Annotated in this window: 18 protein-coding genes; 9 read left to right on the top strand and 9 right to left on the bottom strand. The window is 69.6% G+C overall.

From position 1 onward, the window contains the following. Positions 1–549: 549 nt before the first annotated feature. Positions 550–6,039: an ATP-binding protein gene (locus AC1DU4_RS06280; RefSeq protein WP_477838188.1), complete on the top strand. Its 5,490-nt coding sequence runs from the start codon at positions 550–552 to the stop codon at positions 6,037–6,039. A 157-nt stretch (positions 6,040–6,196) separates the two neighbouring features. Further along, positions 6,197–7,228, top strand: coding sequence for a helix-turn-helix transcriptional regulator (locus AC1DU4_RS06285; RefSeq protein WP_477838189.1), 1,032 nt, complete (start codon positions 6,197–6,199; stop codon positions 7,226–7,228). 42 nt (positions 7,229–7,270) lie between these two features. Here AC1DU4_RS06285 and AC1DU4_RS06290 read toward each other — a convergent pair whose 3' ends face one another. Then, entirely contained in the window at positions 7,271–8,704 is a 1,434-nt protein-coding gene (locus tag AC1DU4_RS06290; protein ID WP_477838190.1) for an MFS transporter, read from the bottom strand. A gap of 187 nt (positions 8,705–8,891) precedes the next feature. Here AC1DU4_RS06290 and AC1DU4_RS06295 point away from each other — a divergent pair, with 187 nt between their 5' ends. The 3 genes from AC1DU4_RS06295 to AC1DU4_RS06305 are packed head-to-tail and all read left to right on the top strand — an operon-like array spanning position 8,892 to position 12,278. Then, a complete protein-coding gene (locus tag AC1DU4_RS06295; protein ID WP_477838191.1) occupies positions 8,892–9,101 on the top strand; it encodes a heavy-metal-associated domain-containing protein in 210 nt (69 codons plus the stop codon). A gap of 8 nt (positions 9,102–9,109) precedes the next feature. Continuing rightward, positions 9,110–10,003 (top strand): hypothetical protein, encoded by an 894-nt coding sequence (locus tag AC1DU4_RS06300; protein ID WP_477838192.1) that lies wholly within the window; start codon positions 9,110–9,112, stop codon positions 10,001–10,003. Between the two features lies 1 nt (position 10,004). Further along, positions 10,005–12,278, top strand: coding sequence for a heavy metal translocating P-type ATPase (locus AC1DU4_RS06305; protein WP_477838193.1), 2,274 nt, complete (start codon positions 10,005–10,007; stop codon positions 12,276–12,278). Positions 12,279–13,375: 1,097 nt separating this feature from the next. On the opposite strand, the gene AC1DU4_RS06310 is transcribed toward AC1DU4_RS06305, so the two are convergent. After that, positions 13,376–13,666 carry a hypothetical protein gene (locus tag AC1DU4_RS06310; protein ID WP_477838194.1) on the bottom strand — a complete coding sequence of 97 codons (291 nt, stop codon included), beginning with the start codon at positions 13,664–13,666 and terminating at the stop codon, positions 13,376–13,378. Between the two features lie 195 nt (positions 13,667–13,861). Between AC1DU4_RS06310 and AC1DU4_RS06315 the strand changes: the two genes are divergently transcribed. Then, positions 13,862–14,146: a hypothetical protein gene (locus tag AC1DU4_RS06315; protein WP_477838230.1), complete on the top strand. Its 285-nt coding sequence runs from the start codon at positions 13,862–13,864 to the stop codon at positions 14,144–14,146. Between the two features lie 65 nt (positions 14,147–14,211). On the opposite strand, the gene AC1DU4_RS06320 is transcribed toward AC1DU4_RS06315, so the two are convergent. The 5 genes from AC1DU4_RS06320 to AC1DU4_RS06340 all read right to left on the bottom strand — a co-directional run bounded on the left by AC1DU4_RS06320 (position 14,212) and on the right by AC1DU4_RS06340 (position 18,057). After that, positions 14,212–14,487, bottom strand: a complete 276-nt coding sequence (locus tag AC1DU4_RS06320; RefSeq protein ID WP_477838195.1) for a hypothetical protein — start codon at positions 14,485–14,487, stop codon at positions 14,212–14,214. Between the two features lie 489 nt (positions 14,488–14,976). Next, positions 14,977–15,423 carry a hypothetical protein gene (locus tag AC1DU4_RS06325; RefSeq protein ID WP_477838196.1) on the bottom strand — a complete coding sequence of 149 codons (447 nt, stop codon included), beginning with the start codon at positions 15,421–15,423 and terminating at the stop codon, positions 14,977–14,979. Between the two features lie 66 nt (positions 15,424–15,489). Beyond that, entirely contained in the window at positions 15,490–15,759 is a 270-nt protein-coding gene (locus AC1DU4_RS06330) for a hypothetical protein (protein WP_477838197.1), read from the bottom strand. A 194-nt stretch (positions 15,760–15,953) separates the two neighbouring features. Then, complete coding sequence (gene rsmA, locus AC1DU4_RS06335; protein WP_477838198.1) at positions 15,954–16,856, bottom strand: 16S rRNA (adenine(1518)-N(6)/adenine(1519)-N(6))-dimethyltransferase RsmA; 903 nt, start codon at positions 16,854–16,856, stop codon at positions 15,954–15,956. A 73-nt stretch (positions 16,857–16,929) separates the two neighbouring features. Continuing rightward, positions 16,930–18,057 (bottom strand): transglycosylase family protein, encoded by a 1,128-nt coding sequence (locus AC1DU4_RS06340; RefSeq protein WP_477838199.1) that lies wholly within the window; start codon positions 18,055–18,057, stop codon positions 16,930–16,932. A gap of 219 nt (positions 18,058–18,276) precedes the next feature. Here AC1DU4_RS06340 and AC1DU4_RS06345 point away from each other — a divergent pair, with 219 nt between their 5' ends. Both AC1DU4_RS06345 and AC1DU4_RS06350 read left to right on the top strand, forming a co-directional pair. After that, positions 18,277–19,734 (top strand): amino acid ABC transporter substrate-binding protein/permease, encoded by a 1,458-nt coding sequence (locus tag AC1DU4_RS06345; RefSeq protein WP_477838200.1) that lies wholly within the window; start codon positions 18,277–18,279, stop codon positions 19,732–19,734. Further along, complete coding sequence (locus tag AC1DU4_RS06350; protein WP_477838201.1) at positions 19,731–20,480, top strand: amino acid ABC transporter ATP-binding protein; 750 nt, start codon at positions 19,731–19,733, stop codon at positions 20,478–20,480. Before AC1DU4_RS06345 ends, AC1DU4_RS06350 begins: the two co-directional genes overlap by 4 nt. Positions 20,481–20,497: 17 nt before the next feature. On the opposite strand, the gene AC1DU4_RS06355 is transcribed toward AC1DU4_RS06350, so the two are convergent. Both AC1DU4_RS06355 and AC1DU4_RS06360 read right to left on the bottom strand, forming a co-directional pair. Further along, a complete protein-coding gene (locus AC1DU4_RS06355) occupies positions 20,498–21,034 on the bottom strand; it encodes a DUF6578 domain-containing protein (RefSeq protein ID WP_477838202.1) in 537 nt (178 codons plus the stop codon). Positions 21,035–21,069: 35 nt separating this feature from the next. Next, positions 21,070–21,897 (bottom strand): TatD family hydrolase, encoded by an 828-nt coding sequence (locus AC1DU4_RS06360; RefSeq protein WP_072847033.1) that lies wholly within the window; start codon positions 21,895–21,897, stop codon positions 21,070–21,072. A gap of 166 nt (positions 21,898–22,063) precedes the next feature. Here AC1DU4_RS06360 and AC1DU4_RS06365 point away from each other — a divergent pair, with 166 nt between their 5' ends. Further along, positions 22,064–22,909, top strand: a complete 846-nt coding sequence (locus tag AC1DU4_RS06365; protein WP_477838226.1) for an SDR family oxidoreductase — start codon at positions 22,064–22,066, stop codon at positions 22,907–22,909. Positions 22,910–22,915 lie beyond the last annotated feature (6 nt).

Raw genomic sequence — 22,915 nt, forward strand, 5'->3', positions numbered from 1 at the left:
GGATCACGAGCGCGATCCAGTACCGTTTTACATCACAAAGGCACCCGCATCCACCTGGGCAAACGTCCAGGGCGAGCGCCGACCGGGCGGCCCCGCGCGGGCCCGCGCGCGAGCGCCGGCACGGTCGCCGACTCGATACTCGCAGTCACAGCAAGATCGCCGTCCCGATCTCCGTCTGGCGCAAAAATGCTACTGGCGAGTACGCGGAAAACTACTCGGAAGTAGGTTTTTCGAGCCTCTCCGGAGGCTGAAATTGTCCGCCAAATCGATTGTGCGACTGCATATTTGATGAACCGGGCGAACGACATGACATCGGCCCCGAAATAATGCATGCTGGCACACAGGCAGGGCCGCGCAATGACGCCGGCTGGGGGCCGAAAGTTCCTCAGGATTCATCGCCATCGCATCGCAATCGCGAGCGCGGTCGAATTCCCTGTGCGTCCAATTTGGCGCGACCCAACCTCGTCCGAATGGGCGCGGCCCGACCCGTTACCACGGCACGGTCGAGAAACTTCTTCGAGAAGAGGCACAAGAACGGTGGCAAAAGGGATGTTCACACGGATTGCAGTGGTCAACCGGGGCGAGGCGGCCGTACGCCTGATTCGCGCCGTCCGGGAGCTCAACGCCGAGCACGACTACGGCATCACGACGATCGCCCTGCACACGGAGGCCGAGCGACGGGCCATGTTCGTCCGGCAGGCAGACGAGGGCGTCACCCTCCGTCCGTCCGCGACCGCCGCCACGCCCTACCTCGACCACGCCGAGCTCGAGCGCGCCCTGGTCGAGGCCAAGGCCGACGCCGTCTGGGTCGGCTGGGGCTTCGTCGCCGAGGACCCCGCGTTCGCGGACCTGTGCGCCCGGCTCGGCATCACCTTCATCGGCCCCTCCGGCGACGCCATGCGTCTGCTGGGCGACAAGGTCGAGGCCAAGCTGCTCGCCGAGAAGGTCGGAGTGCCGGTGGCGCCGTGGTCCGGCGGCCCCGTCGAGACCCGCGCCGACGCCCGACGCCACGCCCAGGCGATCGGCTACCCCCTGATCATCAAGGCCCGCTCCGGCGGTGGCGGCCGCGGCATCCGCAAGGTGTTCGCCGAGGAGGAGCTCGAGCTCGCCCTCGAGCGCACCCAGGGCGAGGCCGAGCGGTCCTTCGGCGACCCGGTCGTGTTCATCGAACGGCTGGTCACCGAGGCCCGCCACGTCGAGGTGCAGGTGATCGCCGACGCCCACGGCAACGTCTGGGCCCCCGGCGTCCGCGACTGCTCGATCCAGCGCAAGAACCAGAAGGTCATCGAGGAGTCCGCCTCGCCGCTGCTGTCCAAGGAGCAGGCCGACCACCTGCGCACCGTCTCCGCGGACCTGGTCCGCGCCGCCGGCTACTGCGGCGCCGGCACCGTGGAGTACCTCTACCAGCCCTCGCAGGGCCTGTTCACCTTCCTCGAGGTGAACACCCGCCTGCAGGTCGAGCACCCGATCACCGAGGCCACCACCGGCATCGACCTGGTCAAGCTGCAGATCCAGGTCGCGGGCGGCACCCCCCTGGTCGGCGACTGCCCGCCCGAGTTCGGCCACGCCGTCGAGGCCCGCCTCAACGCGGAGGACGCCGACAACGGCTTCGCCCCCGCCCCCGGCACGGTGCAGCTGCTCAAGTTCCCGCTCGGCTCCGGCCTGCGCGTGGACACCGGCATCGCCCAGGGCGACGTCATCCCGTCCGACTACGACTCCATGGTCGCCAAGGTCATCGCCTGGGGCCGCGACCGGTCCGAGGCGCTCGCCCGGCTGCGCACCGCGCTCCGCGAGACCACCGTCGTCCTCGCCGGCGGCACCACCACCAAGTCCTTCCTGCTCGACCTGCTGGACCGCGAAGAGGTGATCACCGCCAGCGCCGACACCGGCTGGCTGGACCGCACCGGCGCCGGCACCGTCAGCGGCCCGACGCGCCTCGCCTCCGTCGCGCTGCTCGCCACCGCGATCGGCGTCTACGACGCCGAGGACGCCCGCGAACGCACCAGCTTCCTCGCCTCCGCCCGCGGCGGCCGGCCCCGCACCAAGAACACCGTCGGCCGCCCGGTCGAGCTGACCTACCAGGGCCAGGCCTACCAGCTGGTCGTCGGCCAGATCGGTCCGCACCGCTACGTGGTGGACGGCGACAGCGGCGAGGTCGAGGTCGACGTCGACCGGCTCGGCGAGTTCGAGCGACGGCTCGTCATCGGCGGGCGGCGACACCACGTCGTGTCCGTCACCGGACCCGCGCACCACCTCGTCGAGGTCGACGGCATCAGCCACCAGATCAGCCAGGACGAGGCCGGCGTGGTCCGCGCCCCGTCGCCCGCCGTCGTGGTCGCCATTCCCGTCGCCGTCGGCGACGAGGTGGAGGCCGGCGCCACGCTGGTGGTGCTCGAGGCCATGAAGATGGAGACCGCGATCCGGGCGCCGTACGCCGGCCAGGTCCGCGAGGTGCTGGCCGTGGTCAACGCCCAGGTCGACGCCGGCGCCCCGCTGCTGCGGGTCGACCAGGTGGCCGAGGAGACGGTGACCGAGAAGGCCCCGCGGGTCGAGTTCGTCGCGCCCGCCGCCCGCGACCGTGACGACCTCACCGAGGCCCTGGTCCGGCTCGACACGCTGACCGCGATGATCACCGGCTACGACGTCGACGCCGCCCGGGCCAAGGCCCTGCTCGCCGAGTTCGAGGAGCTGCGGGCCCGGGTGCCCGAATCCGACGCCACCCTGGTGCAGGCCGAACTGGCCGTGCTGACCACGTTCGCGGACCTGTGCGAGCTCTCCCGCAACCGGCCCACCGCCGGCAAGGAGGACACGGTCGAGCGCGTGCACAGCCCGCGTGAGCACTTCCACTCGTTCCTGCAGTCGCTCGACGTGGACGTCGAGGGACTTCCGGATTCCTTCCGCGCCAAGCTTTCCCGGTCACTGCTGCATTACGACGTGGCCGAGCTCGACCGCACGCCGGAGCTCGAGGAGGCCGTCCACCGGATCTTCGTCGCCCAGCAGCGGATGGAGACCCAGGTGCCGATCGTCGCGGCACTGCTCTCCCGCTGGCTGCGCGACGGCCGGGTCGACGCCGAAACCTGCCCCGCACTCTCCGAGGTGCTGGACCGGCTGGTCGTCGCCACCCAGGCCCGCTTCCCGCTGATCGGCGACGTGGCCCGCAACATCCAGTTCCGGATCTTCGACGAGCCGGTGGTGCTCAAGGCCCGCGAGCAGATCTACGACGGAGTCCGCGGCAGCCTCCAGTTCCTGGCCGAGCACCCCGGCTCGGCCGACCGTGACGCCCGGATCGACGCCATGGTCGACACCCCGGAGCCGCTCGTCGGGCTCCTCGCCGACCCCGGTTCCACCGCCGCGGATCTGCTCGAGGTGGTCACCCGCCAGTACTACAAGATCCGCGGCCTCTCCGACGTCAAGTCCGTCGGCGGGCACGGGCTGCCCTGTGTCACGGGCACTTTCGAGCTGTCGGGCGAGCAGTTGAACCTGGTCTCGGTGACCGCGGACCGTACCCGGCTGACCGAGGCCMTGGCCGTGGTCGACGCCGTGGCGGGCCCGGCCCCGACCAACCTGGTCGTCGACCTGTACCTGACGTGGCCCGAGGCCCCGGCCGACGGCGATGCCCTCGCGCAGTCCCTGCACGAGGCCCTGCAGGCGCATGCGGGTGCCGCCCGTTGGCGGCGCGTCACCGTCACCGTGGCCACCCCCGGTGCGATCACGGTGCAGCGCGTGGTGACGTTCCGCCCTGCGCCGCAGCCGGATTCGGGTCTGGTCGAGGACAAGATCATCCGCGACATGCATCCGCTCACCGCGCAGCGCCTGGACATGTGGCGGCTGAAGAACTTCGAGGGCACCCGGCTGCCCGCGCCCGCCGACACGTTCCTGTACCACCTCGTCGCCAGGGAGAACCCCGCCGACGAGCGGCTGATCGCGATGGCACAGGTGCGCGACCTGACGCTGCAGTTCGACGCCGACGGCGAGATCGCCGCCGCGCCCGCCATCGAGCGGGCCGTCGCGTCCTGCCTCAACGGCATCCGCCGGGTCCAGGCCCAGCGCGGCAAGAAGCGCATCGACAACAACCGGGTCGTGCTGTACGTCTGGCCGAAGTTCGAGGTGTCCGCGGACCGGATCGCCCGGATCGCGCAGCACGTCGCCCCGCTCACCGTCGGCGCGGGCCTCGAGCAGCTGACCATCATCGGCCGGCTGCAGGAGTCGCCGAACACCAAGGCGCGTCAGGTGGCGGTGCGCTTCTCGTACCGCTCGGGTGCCGGACTGCAGGTCGCGGTCACCGAACCGCCGACCGAGCCGCTCAAGCCGCTCGACGAGTACACTCAGAAGGTCCAGCGCTCGAAGGCTCGCGGCACCGTCTACCCGTACGAGTTGATCCCCGCGCTGTCCGCGGGCGGCACCTTCGTCGAGTACGACCTCGACGAGACCGGCACCGCGCTGGCACCGGTGGATCGTCCGTACGGCCGCAACACCGCGGGCCTGATCGTCGGCCTGGTGTCCACCCCCACCACGCGTTACCCCGAGGGCATGACGCGGGTCGCGCTGTTCGGCGACCCGACCAAGGCGCTCGGCACCGTCGCCGAGGCGGAGTGCTCGCGCCTCGTCGCCGCGATCGACCTCGCGGAATCGCTCGGCGCGCCGATCGAGTGGTTCGCCCTGTCGTCCGGCGCCACCATCTCGATGGAGTCCGGCACCGAGAACATGGACTGGGTCTCGCGCGGGCTGCGCCGGATCATCACGTTCACCCAGAACGGCGGCGAGATCAACGTGATCGTCGCGGGCATCAACGTCGGCGCCCAGCCGTACTGGAACGCCGAGGCCACCATGCTCATGCACACCAAGGGCATCCTGGTCATGACCCCGGAGAGCGCGATGGTGCTGACCGGCAAGCAGTCGCTCGACTACTCGGGCGGCGTCTCGGCCGAGGACAACTTCGGCATCGGCGGCTACGACCGCGTGATGGGCCCGAACGGCCAGGCGCAGTACTGGGCGCCGAACCTGACGGCCGCCGTCGAGGTGCTGTTCGGTCACTACGAGCACGCGTACCTCGGTGCGGGTGAACGCTTCCCGCGCAAGGCGGAGTCGACGGACCCGGTCGAGCGGGACATCCGCAGCTACCCGCACGTGCACCCGTCCAGCGAGTTCAAGACCGTCGGCGAGATCTTCTCGAGCGCCACGAACCCGGACCGCAAGAAGCCGTTCGACATCCGCACGGTGATGCGCTCGGTGGTGGACCAGGACCACGCGGTGCTCGAGCGCTGGGCCGACATGGCCGACGCCGACACCTCGGTGGTCTTCGACGCGCACCTGGGCGGCAATGCCGTGACCGTCATCGGCATCGAGTCCCGGGCGATCGCCCGCAAGGGCTGGTTCCCCACCGACGGACCGGACCAGTGGACCTCGGGCACGTTGTTCCCGCGCTCGTCGAAGAAGACGGCCCGCGCGATCAACGCCGCCAGCGGCAACCGGCCCGTCGTGGTGCTGGCCAACCTGTCCGGCTTCGACGGCTCCCCGGAGTCGCTGCGGAACCTGCAGCTCGAGTACGGCGCCGAGATCGGCCGGGCCATCGTCAACTTCGACGGTCCGATCGTGTTCGTGGTGATCTCGCGCTACCACGGCGGCGCATTCGTGGTGTTCTCCGGAGCCCTGAACGAGAACATGGAGGTGCTCGCGGTCGAGGGCTCGTTCGCCTCGGTGCTCGGCGGCGCGCCCGCCGCGGCCGTGGTGTTCACCCGCGACGTCAACGCCCGCACCGCCGCGGATCCCGGCATCCGCGACCTCGAGGCGCAGCTGGCCGCGGCCAACGAGGACGCCGAGCGCGCCCGCATCCGGGTAGCCCTCGGGGCCGAGCGGTCGGCCGTCCGGTCCGCGAAGCTGGGCGAGGTGGCCGCCGAGTTCGAGGCGATCCACAACATCGACCGCGCCCGCGAGGTCGGCTCGGTGCACGCGATCGTCCCGTCCGCGGACCTGCGGCCGCGCCTGGTCGACGCCGTCGAGCGTGGCATGGCACGGACGCTGGCGCAGTCCGCGGAGTGATCTGCAGGACGGACTGACCCGTTGGACCAACTGAGGCCCGGCACCTTCACAGGTGTCGGGCCTCAGTGCTTTTGAAACCCGAGCTTTCGGAACCCGAGCTTTCGGAACCCGATGATCGAGGACAGCACCTGTCCGCGATCGGTGGCAGGGTGAACCCATGCGCGAGACCTCGGCGAGACTGCTCCGACTGCTGTCACTGCTGCAGATGCGCCAGGAGTGGGCCGGCGCGGACCTCGCCGAGCGGCTGGCCGTCACCACCCGTACCGTCCGCCGCGACGTGGACAAGCTGCGTGACCTCGGCTACCCCGTCGACGCCCACGTCGGGGTCGGCGGCGGCTACCGACTGGGTGCGGGCGCGCAGATGCCGCCGCTGCTGCTCGACGACGAGGAGGCCGTGGCCGTCGCCTTCGCGTTGCAGTCCGGCGCGGTCGGGCCGGTGGAGGGCATCGGCGACGCCGCGCTGCAGGCGCTGACCAAGCTGCGGCAGGTGATGCCGTCGAGGCTCCGGCACCGCCTCGACGCCCTGCGGATCGAGGTGGTGCCGCACGGCCCGGCGCCCTCGGCCGTCGACGCGAAGGTGCTCACCGCCCTGGCCACCGCCTGCCACGCCCACGAACGGCTGCGCTTCGACTACCTCGCCCACGACGGCACGCCGACCCGACGGGAGGTCGAGCCGCACCGGCTGGTGCGCTCGGGCGCCCGCTGGTACCTCGTCGCGTGGGACCTGCGCCGCGCCGACTGGCGCTCGTTCCGGGTGGACCGGATGACGCCGAAGACGCCCACCGGCCCCCGCTTCACGCCCCGCGAACTGCCCGCCGGTGACGCCGCGGAGTTCGTCTCCCGCGGCATCGGCCGGGCGCTGGCCCAGGCCCGCGCCCGGGTGCTGCTGGACGCGCCGATCGAACAGATCGCGCCGATGGTCGACGAGTTCTGGGGTGCGGTCGAATCGGTCGACGGGCACAGCTGCGTGGTGGAACTTCGCGGCGAGTCACTGGCGGGYATCGCCGGCTGGCTCACCGCGTTCGGTGTCGGCTTCACCGTGCTCGGCCCGCCGGAGCTGCGCGAGCAGTGCCTCCGGCTGGCCGAGCGGCACGCCGCCTTCAGCGAGCAGTACCGCCGGGCCGCGGACGCACCCTCGCCTGCAATGCCGCCAGCGCGCACCCCGCGGCGCACCGCAGCACGGCCCTGAGCCTGGGGTCGTCCAGCCGCGCGGTCACCTTCGTGCGGGCCATCAGAGCGTCACCGACTCGGTCTCGGGCTCGGGGACCCGCGAGCCGCGCAGGGTGAGCGCAGCGAGCGCGGCCCCGACGAGCGCGATCACCGCGGCGACCACGAATGCCGCCGAGAAACCGTCGGTCAGCGCGCCCAGGTCCCCCAGCTCACCCGCGCCCGCTGCCGCCGCGACGGCCGTCGCCGCCGCCAGCCCGAGCGCCGACCCCAGCTGGTAGCTGGTGTTGACGATGCCCGACGCCAGTCCGCCCTCCTCCGGTCGCGCACTGGAGATCGCGGTCCCCAGTGAGGGGATGAAGGCCAGCGCCATGCCCAGCGCCGAGACCAGCGACGCGGGCAGCACGTCCACCCAGAAGTTGCCGTCCGGACGGACCAGCGACAGCCAGCCCAGCCCCGCCGCCAACAGCACCAGGCCGGCCACCACCATCGCCCTCGGCCCGAACCGCGCGATCAGCCGGGGCGCGAGCACGATCATGACGATCATGACCAGCGCGGTCATCGGGATGAGGGCGGCTCCGCTGGGGAACGCCGAGTAGCCGAGCACCTGCTGCAGGTAAAGGTTCAGGAAGAACCACATCGGGATCCAGGCGGCGCCGAGCAGGAACTGTGCGAGGTTGGCGGCGCCCAGGTTGGGAGTGCGGAAGATCGCGAGCCGGACCAACGGTTCGCGCCGCCGGGCCTGGATCACCACGAACCCGGCGAGCAGCACCGCGGAGGCGGCGAGGATCCCCCACGTCTGCGCCGCACCCCAGCCGACCTCGGGCGCGCGGACGATGCCGAAGACCGCCGCGCCGATGCCGACCGTGGCGGTGAGCGCGCCGAGCAGGTCGACGCCGCCCGTTGCCGTGCCGCGCCCGCCGGGCAGCAGCGCGGGCGCCGCAATCAGGGCGAGTATCGCGATCGGGATGTTGACGAAGAACACCCACGGCCACGACGCGTACTCGGTGAGTAGTCCGCCGAGGAACACCCCCGCCGTGCCACCCGCGGGGGCCGCGGCGCCGTAGACGGCGAGCGCCCTGGTCAGCTCCCGGGGACTCGACCCGAACAGCATCATCAACAGGGTGAGTGCGGCCGGCGCGATCAGTGCGGCACCGACACCCTGCACGGCGCGGCCGACCAGCTCCACCGGCACGTTTGCGGCGAACCCCGCGATCGCCGAGCCGACCAGCAGGATCAGCCAGCCCAGGCCGAACATCCGCCGGGCGCCGTAGAGGTCCGACAGCCGCCCGCCGAGCAACAGCATCCCGCCGAACACGACGACGTAAGCATTGAACACCCAGGTCAGGTTCTCCTGGGTGAAGCCGAGGTCCGCGCCCATCGCCGGCAACGCCACCCCGATGATCGAGGTGTCCATGATGACCATGAACTGGGCAAGCGCAATCAGACTGAGCGCCAACCACTTCCGCGTCGGTCTGGGGATCTGGTCCTGGTTCATTTCGATCACTCCTCCATGTGTACGAGCAACGGTCCCGGCGCAATCGCCGTGTTCGGTTTATACCCCCCAGGGGTATAAACACGCAAGATCATTCTCGAGGTTGCGCTAGATACCCCCCATGGGTATGTTCGTCTCTCGTAAGCCCTACCCCCCATCGGTATGGGATACTGAACCCGAGGAGATTGACATGGAGATCGCCAACTACACCGTCACCGGCATGACCTGCGGACACTGCGCCGGATCCGTGCGCGACGAGGTCGCCAAGCTCGACGGGGTCACCGACATCGCCGTCGACGTCCCCACCGGCCGCCTCACCGTCACCAGCTCCGCGCCCCTCGCGCCCGCCGCAGTACTCGGCGCGGTCGAAGAGGCCGGATACGCCGCCAGCCCCGCCTAGGAGCGGTCATGAAAACCTCCACCACACTCGCCGCCTACACCGGGGGCCTCGCCGTGATCTTCGCGGCGGCCCTCGGGGTGGGCGCCGCCACCGGGAGCCCGATCGACATGTCGAACGACCACACCGGCCACACCACCGTCGACGCCGGCCACGCCGGCCACGCCGACCATGCCGCCGGCCCGGCCACCCCCGCCGGCCTGCAGGCCTCGGAGCAGGGTTACACCCTCTCGGAGGTCGCCGCCCCGGCCGAGGCGAACCGCCCCGGCACCCTCGCCTTCCGGATCCTCGGTCCGGCCGGGGAGCCCGCCACCGCGTTCGACGACCAGCACGAGAAGAAGCTGCACCTGATCGTGGTCCGCACCGACACCAGCGGATTCCGGCACGTGCACCCGACGCTCGCCGCCGACGGCACCTGGTCCATCGACTGGGCCTGGGACCGCGCCGGCAGCTACCGGGTGTTCGCCGACTTCCAGCCGACCGGCGGACCGGCCCTCACCCTCGGCCGGGGCGTCGACGTCGCGGGCGAGTTCGCCCCCGAGTCCCTGCCGGCGCAGTCCCGGGTTGCCGAGGTCGACGGCTACCGGGTCACCCTCGACGGCGACGTGAGCACCGCCGGCGGTCCGCTGACGCTGAGCGTCACGCGCGACGGCGCACCGGTGACCGACCTGCAGCCCTACCTCGGCGCCTACGGGCACCTGGTAGCGCTGCGCGCCGGYGACCTCGCCTACCTGCACGTGCACCCTCAGGGCGAACCGGGCGACGGCGTCACCCCCGCGGGGCCCGACGTCACCTTCCACGCCCAGGCACCGAGCGCCGGAACCTACCGGCTGTTCCTCGACTTCCAGCACGAGAACGTGGTCCGCACAGCGGAATTCACGGTCGCCACCCACGAAGGCCACTGACATGAGCGCCGAGTACCTCGTCCCCACCGCACCCGCGGCCACCGACAGCATCGAACTCGCCATCGGCGGCATGACCTGCGCGTCCTGTGCCGCCCGCATCGAGAAGCGGCTCAACAAGCTCGACGGCGTCACCGCGACGGTGAACTACGCCACCGAGAAGGCCAAGGTCGTGCTCGACGACACTGCCGGCGCGCTGTCCCCCGCCGACCTCGTCGCCGAGGTCGAGAAGGCCGGGTACTCGGCGACCGTGCCCACCCCGCCCGCGCAGCAGTCGGACGCCTCGGCCGGCGAACCCGAGGACGAGTCGTCCCGGGCGCTGGCCGCGCTGCGCACCCGCCTGATCGTCTCCGTCGTGCTCTCGGTACCGGTGATCGCGATGGCGATGGTGCCTGCGCTGCAGTTCACCAACTGGCAGTGGCTCTCGCTGACCCTGGCCGCGCCGGTCATCGTGTGGGCGGGCCTGCCGTTCCACCGCGCCACCTGGACGAATCTGCGGCACGGCGCCGCCACCATGGACACCCTGATCACGGTCGGCACATCCGCCGCGTTCCTGTGGTCGCTGTATGCACTGTTCTTCGGCACCGCCGGCACCCCCGGCATGACCCACGCCTTCGAGCTGACCATCGGCCGCTCCGACGGCGCGGCCAACATCTACCTCGAGGTGGCCGCCGGCGTCATCACCTTCGTGCTGGCCGGACGCTACTTCGAGCAGCGGTCCAAGCGGCAGGCCGGAGCGGCACTGCGGGCGCTGCTGGAACTGGGCGCCAAGGAGGTCTCGGTCCTGCGCGACGGCCGTGAGACCCGCATCCCCGCAAGCGAACTCGCGGTCGGCGAGGAGTTCGTGGTCCGTCCGGGCGAGAAGATCGCCACCGACGGCGTCGTCACCTCGGGCCGTTCCGCCGTGGACCTGAGCATGCTCACCGGCGAGTCGGTGCCGGTCGAGGTCGAGGCCGGCGACGCCGTCGTCGGCGCCACCGTCAACGCCGGTGGCCGGCTGGTGGTCCGGGCGACCCGCGTCGGCTCCGACACCCAGCTCGCCCAGATGGCGGCGCTGGTCGAGGACGCGCAGAACGGCAAGGCCGACGTGCAGCGCCTGGCGGACAAGATCGCCGGTGTGTTCGTGCCGATCGCCATCGCGATCGCCGTTGCCGCACTGGGCTACTGGATCGGCACCGGGAACCCGCTCGAGATGGCCTTCACCGCCGCCGTCGCGGTGCTGATCATCGCCTGCCCCTGCGCCCTCGGGCTGGCGACGCCGACCGCGCTGCTGGTCGGCACCGGGCGCGGCGCGCAGCTCGGCATCCTGATCAAGGGACCCGAGGTGCTCGAATCGACCCGCCGGGTGGACACCGTCGTGCTGGACAAGACCGGCACCGTCACCACCGGCACGATGACGCTGGTCGACGTGGTCACGGCCGCGGGCACCGACCGAGCGGAGGCGCTGCGGCTGGCGGGCGCGCTCGAACACGCCTCCGAGCACCCCATCGCCCGGGCCATCGCCCAGGCCGCCACCGAGGCCGGGGAACTGCCGGCCGTCGAGGGTTTCGAGAACGTCGAGGGCCGCGGTGTCCAGGGCGTCGTCGACGGGCACGCCGTCGTCGCCGGCCGCGAGTCGCTGCTCGAGGACTGGTCCCTGCACCTGCCCGCTGACCTGCGGGCCGCCAAGTCGGAGGCCGAGAACGCCGGGCAGACCGTGATCGCGGTCGGCTGGGACGGCAGCGCGCGCGCCCTGATGGTGGTCGCCGACGCCGTCAAACCCACCAGCGCGCAGGCGATCTCGGAACTCAAGGCACTGGGGCTGACGCCGATCCTGCTGACCGGCGACAACGAGGACGTGGCCCGGACCGTCGCCCGGCAGGTGGGCATCGACGAGGTCGTCGCCGAGGTGATGCCTGCCGACAAGGTGGACGTGATCGCCCGCCTGCAGGCCGAGGGAAAGGTCGTCGCGATGGTCGGCGACGGTGTCAACGACGCGGCCGCCCTGGCCCAGGCCGACCTGGGACTGGCGATGGGCACCGGCACCGACGTGGCCATCGAGGCCAGCGACATCACCCTGGTCCGGGGCGACCTGCGCTCGGCCGCCGACGCCATCCGACTCTCCCGCCGGACGCTCGGCACCATCAAGGGCAACCTGTTCTGGGCCTTCGCCTACAACGCCGCGGCGATCCCGCTGGCCGCGGCCGGCCTCCTCAACCCGATGCTGGCCGGCGCCGCGATGGCGTTCTCGAGCGTGTTCGTGGTGAGCAACAGCCTGCGGTTGCGCCGGTTCAAGTAAAGGCAGCTTCGCTGCCCGTGCGCGCTGTGCACCCTGGTTGGGGTGCACAGCGCGCACAGTCGCGTGAGCATGCGGCGACCGCGCGCGTTGCACTTGACGACGGCGAAGTCGGGATCCAAAGGCAGTCGCCAATTCTCGCCGGCGAAGAAACCGTCAAGGCCGCCGCGCAGGGTACGCAGCAACCAGGCGGTGCTGATGCCCCACCGCGGCCCGGACGGATCGTCATCGAGGGTGTTGTAGTGAGCAACAGCCTGCAGCTTCGGCCGTTCCGGAAGTCGCAACTTCGCAGCCCGTGCGACGACTGGTTGCAGGCCTCACCAGATCGGTGCCTAGCGCATCACCCGAGCAGATTGCACGGACCCAATCCGTGCCACTTACTGGTTATTGCAGATTTCCCCCCATACCCCGACCGGGGTCTCCAAGCCCCAAAGCCACCATGACGTAGTACCAGATCAAGCCTTCGGCAGAACCCATGACAAAGCCCCCTTCAACAGTGGTACCCGACGATGCCTCCCACGGCACCTGCCAGGCGCGCCGACTCGGCGCTAGGCGGCAGCCTACACAGACCGCGCGGCCCGGTCCCTGATTCGAATTACCTGCAGCATTTGACTATTCGTCAAACACAAACGAACCGGCAGGAGTGGGCCGGACGTCACCAAACGCACAACGCGGCGACGCTTCTCACATACCTGCCAGCAACGTCGTCCGATGCTGCGCAGGATCATGGCGACGCCGAGTCGATCCGAATACTGTTGCTTCGCAGAGCTGATCGTCAGACAGGACGGGCGCCCGGGAGATCCCCGGACACCCGTCGTCGTGCGACTGCCGTCAGTCACCGAGGCCGGGTTCAGAGGAATGGACTCACCCCAAACAGTTGGCGCCTGTCCGTACGGGCATGCCCACTTGCCGAACGACTGATACTGCTGACCCCCACCAGCAAGGGCCAATCACTGGCACCAGCGCCATACGCGATAACTATTCGAATGCTGTTGCCACACTCGACAATTAGTTGAACGCTACCGGCCCCGGGCGGAACCTGAGCAGGATCACAGCGACGTCGAGAGCCTCGCCGAGAGTGGGCTCGGCAGCCACCCTCACTACCCCTGCGCCGGGCAGGGACCCTGGCACCCGGGGGGCATCATCCCGGTGGATTCCAGGATGATCCGCAAGGGAAGAAACGCAATTATGATCCCGTCCGCGATGATCGCTTGGGCGACATGGATCGGATCCGGGTCGACTAATACGGCGTCCACGACGAGCGAACCCGTTTCGGGGAACGACTCGGTGGATGCGGCGGCGGCAGCGCCAGCTCCAGCGGCAAAACCACCGACCAGCATCCCGGACGCGACAACGAGGGATGCGATACGACGCTTGTTGGGACCGAACATTCAAAGGCTCCAATCATCTGAAGAGTTCGCACATGCAGCGATGCTCCTGTGGACGCGCCGACACCATGCGGCTCACCCGGCGCCGCGCAAACATACATCGCAGGATTGAGACCAGTGCAGGATTTCGAATATGACTGCCATACTTGATAATTGGTCGAACACTACGCATCGCGAGCGGAAGCGGAGACAGCTCCCGTGGCGGCGAGCGACCCATGCCCGCCAGACCGTGCCGGCGAGCCGCGCAAAGGCCGCAACGTCGAGTGTCTCGCCGCGGCCCGACGGGCCGATGCCCGCCGTGACCAGCACCTCACCAAAGAAGCAGGCCTTGACGTTGGGAATCCCGCAGATCTTGGTGCCCGGGCGGCGGCGATCCCGCTGGCCGCGGCCGGCCTGCTCAACCCGATGCTGGCCGGCGCGGCGATGGCGTCCTCGAGCGTCTTCGTGGTGAGCAACAGCCTGCGGCTGCGCAGATTCAAGTAGCAGCGGCTGCTCGGGCTTGTGCGCGTTTTGTACCCCGACTGGGGTACAAAACGCGCACAAGCGCGTCAACGAATACCGGCGCCATCCCAAGGTTCATGACTTGCGGTTCCCAGCAAGATGATCGGAGCGGCGATCAAAATACCGAGAGATTGGATGGGATTCTCCATGAAATCCATTGATCCGGTGGCCATGAACAGCCTGGCCACCTCCATTGATCCGGTGGCGACGGACCCGGCCGGCAGGAGGGATCCGGCGGGTGCCGCGGACGCAACGCCTGACCCGGCGGCGAGGCCACCGCTCAGGACTGCCGATACAAGAATCGTGGCTGCGAGACGACGCATGTACAAACTCCATTCGGTGACGACGATTTGGTCGCGCGTATCGTCGGCGCCGAGAAGGCACCGTCGACCAGAACGCTTTGCGTCACCGGACAGATGAAGGATCCGCCCGGTGCAGAAATCTACATACTGTTGCTACACTGGATAATTCGTTAGACGGAACAGAATCCCGACCGTGATCGCGGTCGGCTGGGACGGCAGCGCACGGGCCCCTGATGGTGGTCCCTGACGCCGTCAAACCCATCCTCGACGAGGCTTCCAAGTCCAAGGGTCCGATGAGGAAGACCTCACCGGCCGGGACGGCGGCGGTGTGTTCCAGCTCCCTGATCGCGCGGTCCAGGATCACCTGACCCGACCGCGCGTGGACAACCTCCGCACCCACAGAAACCTTGTCCGCGTTGGACTCTCACGTCAAGGTGCGCGACCTCACCGGACCGGATCGACGTCTGCCGCGGCTGGGCACTGCTGACGCCCTCACCAGGCCGGACGTCACTACTGCCCTGGGCAGATACCCCTGCAGCCGTTGTCATATATCCCGGTGGATCCCAGGACGATCCACAAGGGAATATTGATCGCGTAGAAGATGACCGCTTTGGCGACATGGACCGGATTCGGGTCACTGAAGATGACCTCAACGGAGGATGCATTGTCCTCGGTGGATGCGGCAGCGATGCCAGATCCAGCGGTGAGGCCGCCGGCCAACACGGCCGACGCGACAACAAGTGATGCGATACGACGCCCCACGAATCTCGACATGACGAAGCCCCCTTCGAAATCGATGACCCGACCATCACAGCGTGCGTGGTCGGCAGCGCCGACCCGGGCGCCGTTCAGGAGCATAGACACAAATGCCCCAACGCGTACCGGCATTCGAGTATCCGTGCAGCCCTTGTCGATGCGTTTAATGCAACGAATCAACAAGGGCTGCTTCACATTCACGGGGCGGGAACCGCGAGGCCCGTAAATGCGACGATCTATCGGACGCACCGGACTACGCATCATTGACTACTGATTGCACTCGAAGTGGCCGCAGGGGCTGGCACTCCCGGTTGCCACCAGAAGCTTGTAACCCACAGTGCTCACAAGAAGGTCCAGGCGGGAAGCGATGTCCCCGCCATCCACGAATCCAGCGGGGCCGGCGGCGACGGATTCGGCCGACAGGAGCTGGTTTGCGGGTGCCGCAGACGCGGTGCCGGAACCGGCGGCGATGCCACCGGTCAGCGCCGCCGAGACGAGGACCGCAGCCGCAAGACGACGCATCGTGGGACGAGGCATGTACGAACTCCATTCCGAGACGACGATTGGATCGCGCATCGGCCGCGTCGAACTACGCCGGCGCCGAGCGCGCTTCGCGTCACCGTACAGAGGACGAGCAGGCCCGGTGCGGAAATTCGTATACTGTTGCCGCACTTGGCAATTCGTTAACGCAACTGAACGCCGGGGGTGCCCGTCCCCGGCGTCAGAGCTGGTCAACCGATTGGATCGGACGGCTCGACCGCGGCCAGGCGCACGAAGGCAGCCGCGTCGAGCGTCTCGCCGCGCGCGGACGGTGCGATGCCCGCCGCGACCAGCCGGCGCTCGGCCTCCACCGGCGAGCCGGCCCACCCGGCCAGCGCGGCGCGCAGGGTCTTGCGGCGCTGCGCGAAGGCCGCGTCCACGACCGCGAAGACCCGTTTGCGGTTCTCCTCGTCGATCGGCCACGGCGCGGTGGCGTAGCGGTCCACCCGGACCAGGCCGGAGTCCACCTTCGGCACCGGCCAGAACACATGCGGCCCGACGGACCCCGTGCGGCGCACCTCACCGAAGAAGCAGGCCTTGACACTGGGGATGCCGTAGATCTTGCTGCCCGGGGCGGCTGCGAGGCGGTCCGCGACCTCGGCCTGCACCATCACCAGCGCCGTGCGCAGGCTCGGGAACTCGCAGAACAGGTGCAGCAGCACCGGCACCGCGACGTTGTACGGCAGGTTCGCCACCAGCGCCGTCGGTGCGGCGGGCAGGTCCGCGGGCATCACCCTCATGGCGTCCGCGCCCACCACGGTGAGCCGGTCCGCGAGTTCCGGGGCCCGCTCGGCCGCCGTCTTCGGGAGCCGGGCGGCGAGCACCGGGTCGATCTCCACCGCGATCACCGAGTCGACCACGTCCATCAGCGCAAGTGTCAGCGAGCCCAGACCGGGGCCCACCTCGAGCACCACGTCGTCGCGGCCGACCCCGGCCGTGTTCACGATGCGGCGCACGGTGTTGGCGTCGTGCACGAAGTTCTGGCCTAGCTGTTTGGTGGGGCGTACCCCGAGCTCGGCGGCGAGCGCGCGCACCTCGACGGGTCCCAGCAGGCCGGCCTGACCACGCGGTGCGTTCACGTCGGGGGTTGTCACAGGGGGTTCACCTCGGCGTTTGTCACAGCAGTGAACCTATCGCCTCGCGTGAGCTGGCGGGAAATCCGGCGGTTCAGCGCACACCGAGTCGGGACGAGCAGGACGGCCAGGCGCCCCAGCCCTGGGTCCGCTGGGTCTTGGTGGCGATGGCGATCTGCTCCTCGCGGGTGGCCAGGTCGGCGCGGGGCGCGTACTTCAGTCCGCCCTGACGCTCCCAGGTGTTCTGGTCGAACTGCACGCCGCCGTAGTAGCCGTTGCCGGTGTTGATGGCCCAGTTGCCCGTCGCCTCGCACTTCGCCAGTGCATCCCAGGTGGACCCGTTGGTGACCTCGGGCACCTCGGTGCCCGGCTTGGCGCCGACCCGGACGACCTTGGCCTGGCCGGGGGTGGTGACAACCTTGCCGACCTCGGTGCGGGAGGTCTCGACGCCGTTGACCAGGGTCACCGCGAAGGTCACGTCGTGCACGCCCGGGGCGCCCGGGTTCTCCACGACGGTGCGGCTCATGTTCATCGTCGGGTCCTCGATCCGCTGCGGCTCCGGCTCGAACGGCAGCGTCTCGGTGCGGTTCTCGGTGCGGGTACGAGTGACCGTCACCTGCATGCCCTCGGTGACCGGGGCGTCGGCGGCGGGTTCGACGGTGTCGGCCGCCCCGAGCGGCGCGCCCTGCGCGTCGAGCAACTCGCCGACGGTGGGGGCCGCCAGCCTCACCTCGGCCGGGGCCGCGCCGCCGTCGACCAGGCGCACCAGCTTCGGGCTGACCACGTCGACGTTCGCGCCGTCGAGCGGCAGGCGCTGCGACCGCGACGCCGAGACGTGGACGTCGCCGCCCAGCCGCTCCTGCGAGAGCGCCTCGTCGACGGTCAACGCCGTGGTCCACACGGTCCGCGGCTGCCCGTCGACGTTCAGGGTCAGTTCGCGGGCCCGGCGCAGCACCACCGTCTGGCCGTCGGTCACCTTGGCGCCGATCGAGGGGGCCACCACGTCCTTGTCGCCGACCGAGTACCCGGCGTCCGCGAGCACCCCGGTCACGTCGCGGGACATGGTGCTCAGCGCGATGGTCTCGCCGTCCACGTCCAGGGTGACCGTCTTGTGCGAGAGCACCGCGAGCCCACCACCCGCCAGCAGCGTCAGCAGCAGTGCGCCGACGACGAGCCGAAGGGCCGGCGAGTTGGACTTGTTGATCCGATCGAGACGCGACACACGAATTCCTGAGGCTGTTCGGTAACTGGATGACAACATCCAGCCTTATTCGGTCACAGTACGGTAACGAGAGAACGACGGTCCGGCAACCAGTCGGCATCCTCGGGCCGCCCGATCATGGACACACGCGCCGTCGTGACCTGTACAAACCGGCCGTCAGGGTTAATCTCGAATCCCTCGTCACACCCCCGCGAACGGCACCTCGGAAAGCTGGTTCGGATGCACACACGTTCACGCCGGAGCCTCACGCGCCTGCCCGCCCTGCTGGGGGTCCTCGCGCTCCTGGCCCTGATGTTCGGCACCGGCGCCGCGGCCGCACAGACCGACTCCGACAAGACCTACGTCATCGCCACCGACGTCACGTTCGCGCCGTTCGAGTTCCAGAACGAGCAGGGCGACTTCGTCGGCATCGACATGGACCTGCTGAAGGCGATCGCCGCGGACCAGGGCTTCAAGTACACGGTCAAACCGCTGGGGTTCAACGCCGCCGTGCAGGCCCTGCAGTCACGCCAGGTCGACGGCGTCATCGCCGGCATGTCGATCACCGACGAGCGCAAGCTCGTCTTCGACTTCTCCGACCCCTACTTCGACTCCGGCGTGCAGATGGCGGTGGCGAAGTCGAACGACGACATCGAGTCCTACGAGGACCTGCGCGGCAAACGGGTCGCGGTCAAGACCGGCACCGAGGGCGCGATGTTCGCCGACTCCATCAAGGGCAAGTACGGCTTCACCACCGTCACCTTCGACGACTCCGCCAGCATGTACGACGACGTCAAGACCGGTAACTCCGTCGCCGTCTTCGACGACTACCCGGTACTGCTGTACGGCATCGCGCAGGGCAACGGGCTCAAGGCGGTGGGTGAGAAGGAGGCCGGCAACTCCTACGGGTTCGCGGTCTCGAAGGGCCAGAACGCCGAGCTGCTCGCCAAGTTCAACGCCGGGCTGGCGAACACGCGGGCCAGCGGGCAGTACGACGAGATCCTGGACACCTACCTCGGCGAGGGGGCGCAGCAGGCCCAGGGCGGCAACACCTTCTTCTCCCTGTTCAAGGACAGCTTCCCGCTGCTGATGGAGGGCCTGTGGCTGACGATCGTCCTCACGGTCGTGTCGTTGGCGATCGCGCTGGTGCTCGGCCTGGTCTTCGGCTTCTTCCGGGTCTCGACCAGCCGGATCCTGCGTGGCATCGGCGTCACCTACGTCGACATCTTCCGCGGTACCCCGCTGCTGGTGCAGGCCTTCTTCATCTACTTCGGCATCCCCGCCGCGCTGGACTTCCAGATGCCGGCGATGACCGCGGGCATCATCACGCTGAGCCTCAACGCCGGCGCCTACATCACCGAGATCATCCGCGGCGGCATCCAGTCCGTCGACAAGGGACAGATGGAGGCCGCGCGCAGCCTCGGCATGGGCTACCTGCCCGCGATGCGCAAGGTGGTGCTGCCGCAGGCGGTGCGCACGATGATGCCGTCGTTCGTCAACCAGGCGGTGATCACGCTCAAGGACACCTCGATCCTGTCGGTGATCGGCATCGCCGAGCTCACCCAGACCGGCAAGATCATCATCGCGAGGAACTTCGAGTCCTTCAACATGTGGCTGATCGTGGGCATCTTCTACTTCGTCATCATCATGGCCCTGACCAAGCTGTCCGACCGGCTCGAGAGAAGGATCAACGCGTGAGCGATTCCGTCACCACCGACATCAAGATCCGGGTCACCGACCTGCGCAAGTCCTTCGGCGACAACGAGGTGCTCAAGGGCATCGACGTCGACATCGAGAGCGGCGAGGTGGTCTGTGTGATCGGGCCGTCCGGCTCCGGCAAGAGCACCTTCCTGCGCTGCCTCAACAAGCTCGAGGACATCACCGGCGGCACGGTGGTAGTGGACGGCTACGACCTGACCGACCAGAAGGTCGACATCGACAAGGTCCGCCAGCACATCGGCATGGTGTTCCAGCACTTCAACCTGTTCCCGCACATGACCGCGCTGGAGAACGTGATGCTGGCGCCGGTGCAGACCAAGCGGGCCACCAAGGCGGAGGCCCGCGAGACCGGGCAGCGCCTGCTGGCGCAGGTGGGGCTGGCGGAGAAGGCGGACGCCAAGCCGGCGAACCTGTCCGGCGGCCAGAAGCAGCGGGTCGCGATCGCCCGGGCGCTGGCCATGAGCCCGGACATCATGCTCTTCGACGAGGCCACCAGCGCTCTGGACCCGGAGATGGTCGGCGAGGTGCTGCAGGTGCTGCGCGACCTCGCCGCGCAGGGCATGACCATGGTGGTGGTGACCCACGAGATGGGCTTCGCCCGCGAGGTCGCCGACCGGGTGATCTTCATGGCCGACGGCGTCATCGTCGAGCAGGGCCCGCCGGCCGACCTGTTCGGCAGCCCCCGGCACCCGCGCACCCAGGACTTCCTCGCGAAGGTGCTGTAGGCCGAGCGCGCGCCGCGTCAGCCCCGGACCGCCAGCTCCACCACCACACCGGTCTGCTTGCGGCAGTCCATGCCGGACACGAAGGTCCCACTGCCGCCGAACCAGCTGGGGCTCTTCGACACCGGGGACCGCACCGCGGTCCCCGGGAGAGGGCACCAAGCGCCGATCTCGTTCTCGCGATAGAGCTCGTCCAGCAGGTACACGCCCAGGACCGAGCCGGTGGTGCTGTCGAATCCATCCGGGACATCCGCGCCGTGCACCGTCCCCCACAGCCGCCCGCGTAGCCCGGTGGGGTGGTCGGACAGGTCGTCGGGCGCGTCTCGCCAGTAGGCGCTGACGCCCCCGACGCTGAGCTTGCGGCTGCTCCGATCCCAGCGAACCGGTCGGCGGAAGATCTCCGGCTCGGTGTCGTCTGCGGTGTACGCGAGCACCCACGTCGCCTCGCGGCCCACCTCGGGCGGTGGGGCACAGCATTCGATCTCCCACGCCGCGACGTACACGTCGATGGCGTCGACGCCGCGGTCGACGGGAGTCGAATTCGTGAACCCGTGCATCGTCGCTTACCTTTGCGGCCCAATTTACTCCCGGGCTAGATGCGGTAGACCCGCCGGGCCGTCGCCGTCGACGCGGCCGCCAGGTCGAACGGGTCCTGACCGCGGGTCTCCGCGAGCGAACGGACCGTGTACGGCAGGCAGTACGGCTCGTTCGGCGCGCCGCGGAACGGGTGTGGGGTGAGGTACGGCGCGTCGGTCTCGACCAGCAACTGGTCGTCCGGCACCAGCTTCGCGGCCTCGTGCAGCTCGCGGGCGTTGCGGAAGCTGACCGTGCCGGAGAAGCTCAGCACGTACCCGGCCTCCACGCAGGCCAGCGCCATCGTCGCGTCGGACGAGAAGCAGTGGAAGATCACGGTGTCCGGCGCGCCCTCGTCGAGCAGGACGGCCAGCAGGTCGTGGTCGGCCTCCCGGTTGTGGATCATCAGCGGCTTGCGCAGCCGCTTGGCCAGGTCGATGTGCCAGCGGAACCCCTCGACCTGTTCCTCCACCGTGGCGCAGCCGTCGAGCTTGCCGGGCCAGTAGTAGTCCAGGCCGGTCTCCCCCACCGCGACGGTCCGCGGGTCCGCCGCGAGCCGCTCGATCTCCGCCTTCGTCGCGTCGTCGAGCACGTTGGCCCGGGTGGGATGGATCGAGACCGCGGCGTACACGCGGGGGTCCCAGTGCGCGGCGTCCACCGCGAACCGGGCCGCCGCCAGGTCGTCGGCGACGGTGACGACCTGGCCGACGCCGACCTTCTCGGCCCGGTCCACGATCGCCGCGACGGACGCCGCGTCGACGGCGCCGCAGGCGTCGAGGTGGGTGTGCGAGTCGATCAACGGCGCGAGCGGGGTGGGCAGATCCGGCGCCGGACGGTCTTTGCTCATGCGGCCATTGTCGTACGGCGGTCCGGTTGCCACGACACCCAGGCAGATCGGTGCGCCGGGTGGCCGCGAAGACCTCCCTGACCGGGGCCGGGATCTGTCACGATGCAGAGGTCACTTCGTGACGACGGACAGCCGCACCGCGACGGGACCCGAGAGCGAGACCCACGTGAAGAAGAGAACACTCGTCGGACGAGTCATCGCAGTGACCGGCGGCGCCCGTGGCATCGGGCGCGAGATCGCCGCCCAACTCGCCGAGGCCGGCGCGAAGGTGGCCATCGGCGACAAGGACGGCGACGCCGCCCGCGCCACCGCGGGCGAGCTGACCGGCACCACACTCGGCCTCGACCTCGACGTCGCGGACCGTGGCTCGTTCGCCGCCTTCCTCACCGAGGTCGAGGAACGGTGGGGTCCGCTCGACGTACTGGTCAACAACGCCGGGGTGATGTGGGTCGGCCCGTTCGACGAGGAGCCCGAGACGGCCCGGCGCCGCCAGTTCGACGTCAACGTGCACGGCGTCGTCAACGGCGTCACGCTCGCCGCGCCCGGTATGCGCGCCCGCGGCGCCGGCCACATCGTCACCGTCGCGTCGGCGGCCTCGAAGCTGGCGCCGCCCGGCGAGTCCAGCTACGCGGCGACCAAGCACGCGGTGTTCGGGTACCTGAGCGGCGTCCGCGCGGAACTGTCCGGCGGCCGGGTCGAACTCTCGGTGGTGATGCCCACCGTGGTGAACACCGAACTCGCCGTCGGCACGGCCACCGGCGCCGCCGCGATGCTCCAGCCCGCCGACGTGGCCCGGGCGGTGGTCCAGGTGATCGAACGCCCGCGCTTCGAGGTGACGGTGCCCGGCTACCTCGGCCCCCTGGTCCGCGCGGTGAACGTGCTGCCTCGACCGGTCCGCGACCTGATCACCCGTTCGATGGTGCCGGACCAGGTGAGGGCCGTGCGGGGCTCGTCCACCCGGACCGGCTACGAACGGCGCGTCCTCGGCTCCGACCCGACACCCCGCAGCTGAGTGCGG

The sequence above is a fragment of the Rhodococcus sp. P4_F5 genome, assembly GCF_056401315.1.

What these genes read in the sequence shown, in the direction of transcription:
- AC1DU4_RS06330 (WP_477838197.1), bottom strand. Translation starts at nt 15,759, where the DNA reads ATGCCTCGTCCCACGATGCGTCGTCTTGCGGCTGCGGTCCTCGTCTCG.
- AC1DU4_RS06295 (WP_477838191.1), top strand. Translation starts at nt 8,892, where the DNA reads ATGGAGATCGCCAACTACACCGTCACCGGCATGACCTGCGGACACTGC.
- AC1DU4_RS06305 (WP_477838193.1), top strand. Translation starts at nt 10,005, where the DNA reads ATGAGCGCCGAGTACCTCGTCCCCACCGCACCCGCGGCCACCGACAGC.
- AC1DU4_RS06345 (WP_477838200.1), top strand. Translation starts at nt 18,277, where the DNA reads ATGCACACACGTTCACGCCGGAGCCTCACGCGCCTGCCCGCCCTGCTG.
- AC1DU4_RS06310 (WP_477838194.1), bottom strand. Translation starts at nt 13,666, where the DNA reads ATGTTCGGTCCCAACAAGCGTCGTATCGCATCCCTCGTTGTCGCGTCC.
- AC1DU4_RS06355 (WP_477838202.1), bottom strand. Translation starts at nt 21,034, where the DNA reads ATGCACGGGTTCACGAATTCGACTCCCGTCGACCGCGGCGTCGACGCC.
- AC1DU4_RS06360 (WP_072847033.1), bottom strand. Translation starts at nt 21,897, where the DNA reads ATGAGCAAAGACCGTCCGGCGCCGGATCTGCCCACCCCGCTCGCGCCG.
- AC1DU4_RS06290 (WP_477838190.1), bottom strand. Translation starts at nt 8,704, where the DNA reads ATGAACCAGGACCAGATCCCCAGACCGACGCGGAAGTGGTTGGCGCTC.
- AC1DU4_RS06320 (WP_477838195.1), bottom strand. Translation starts at nt 14,487, where the DNA reads ATGCGTCGTCTCGCAGCCACGATTCTTGTATCGGCAGTCCTGAGCGGT.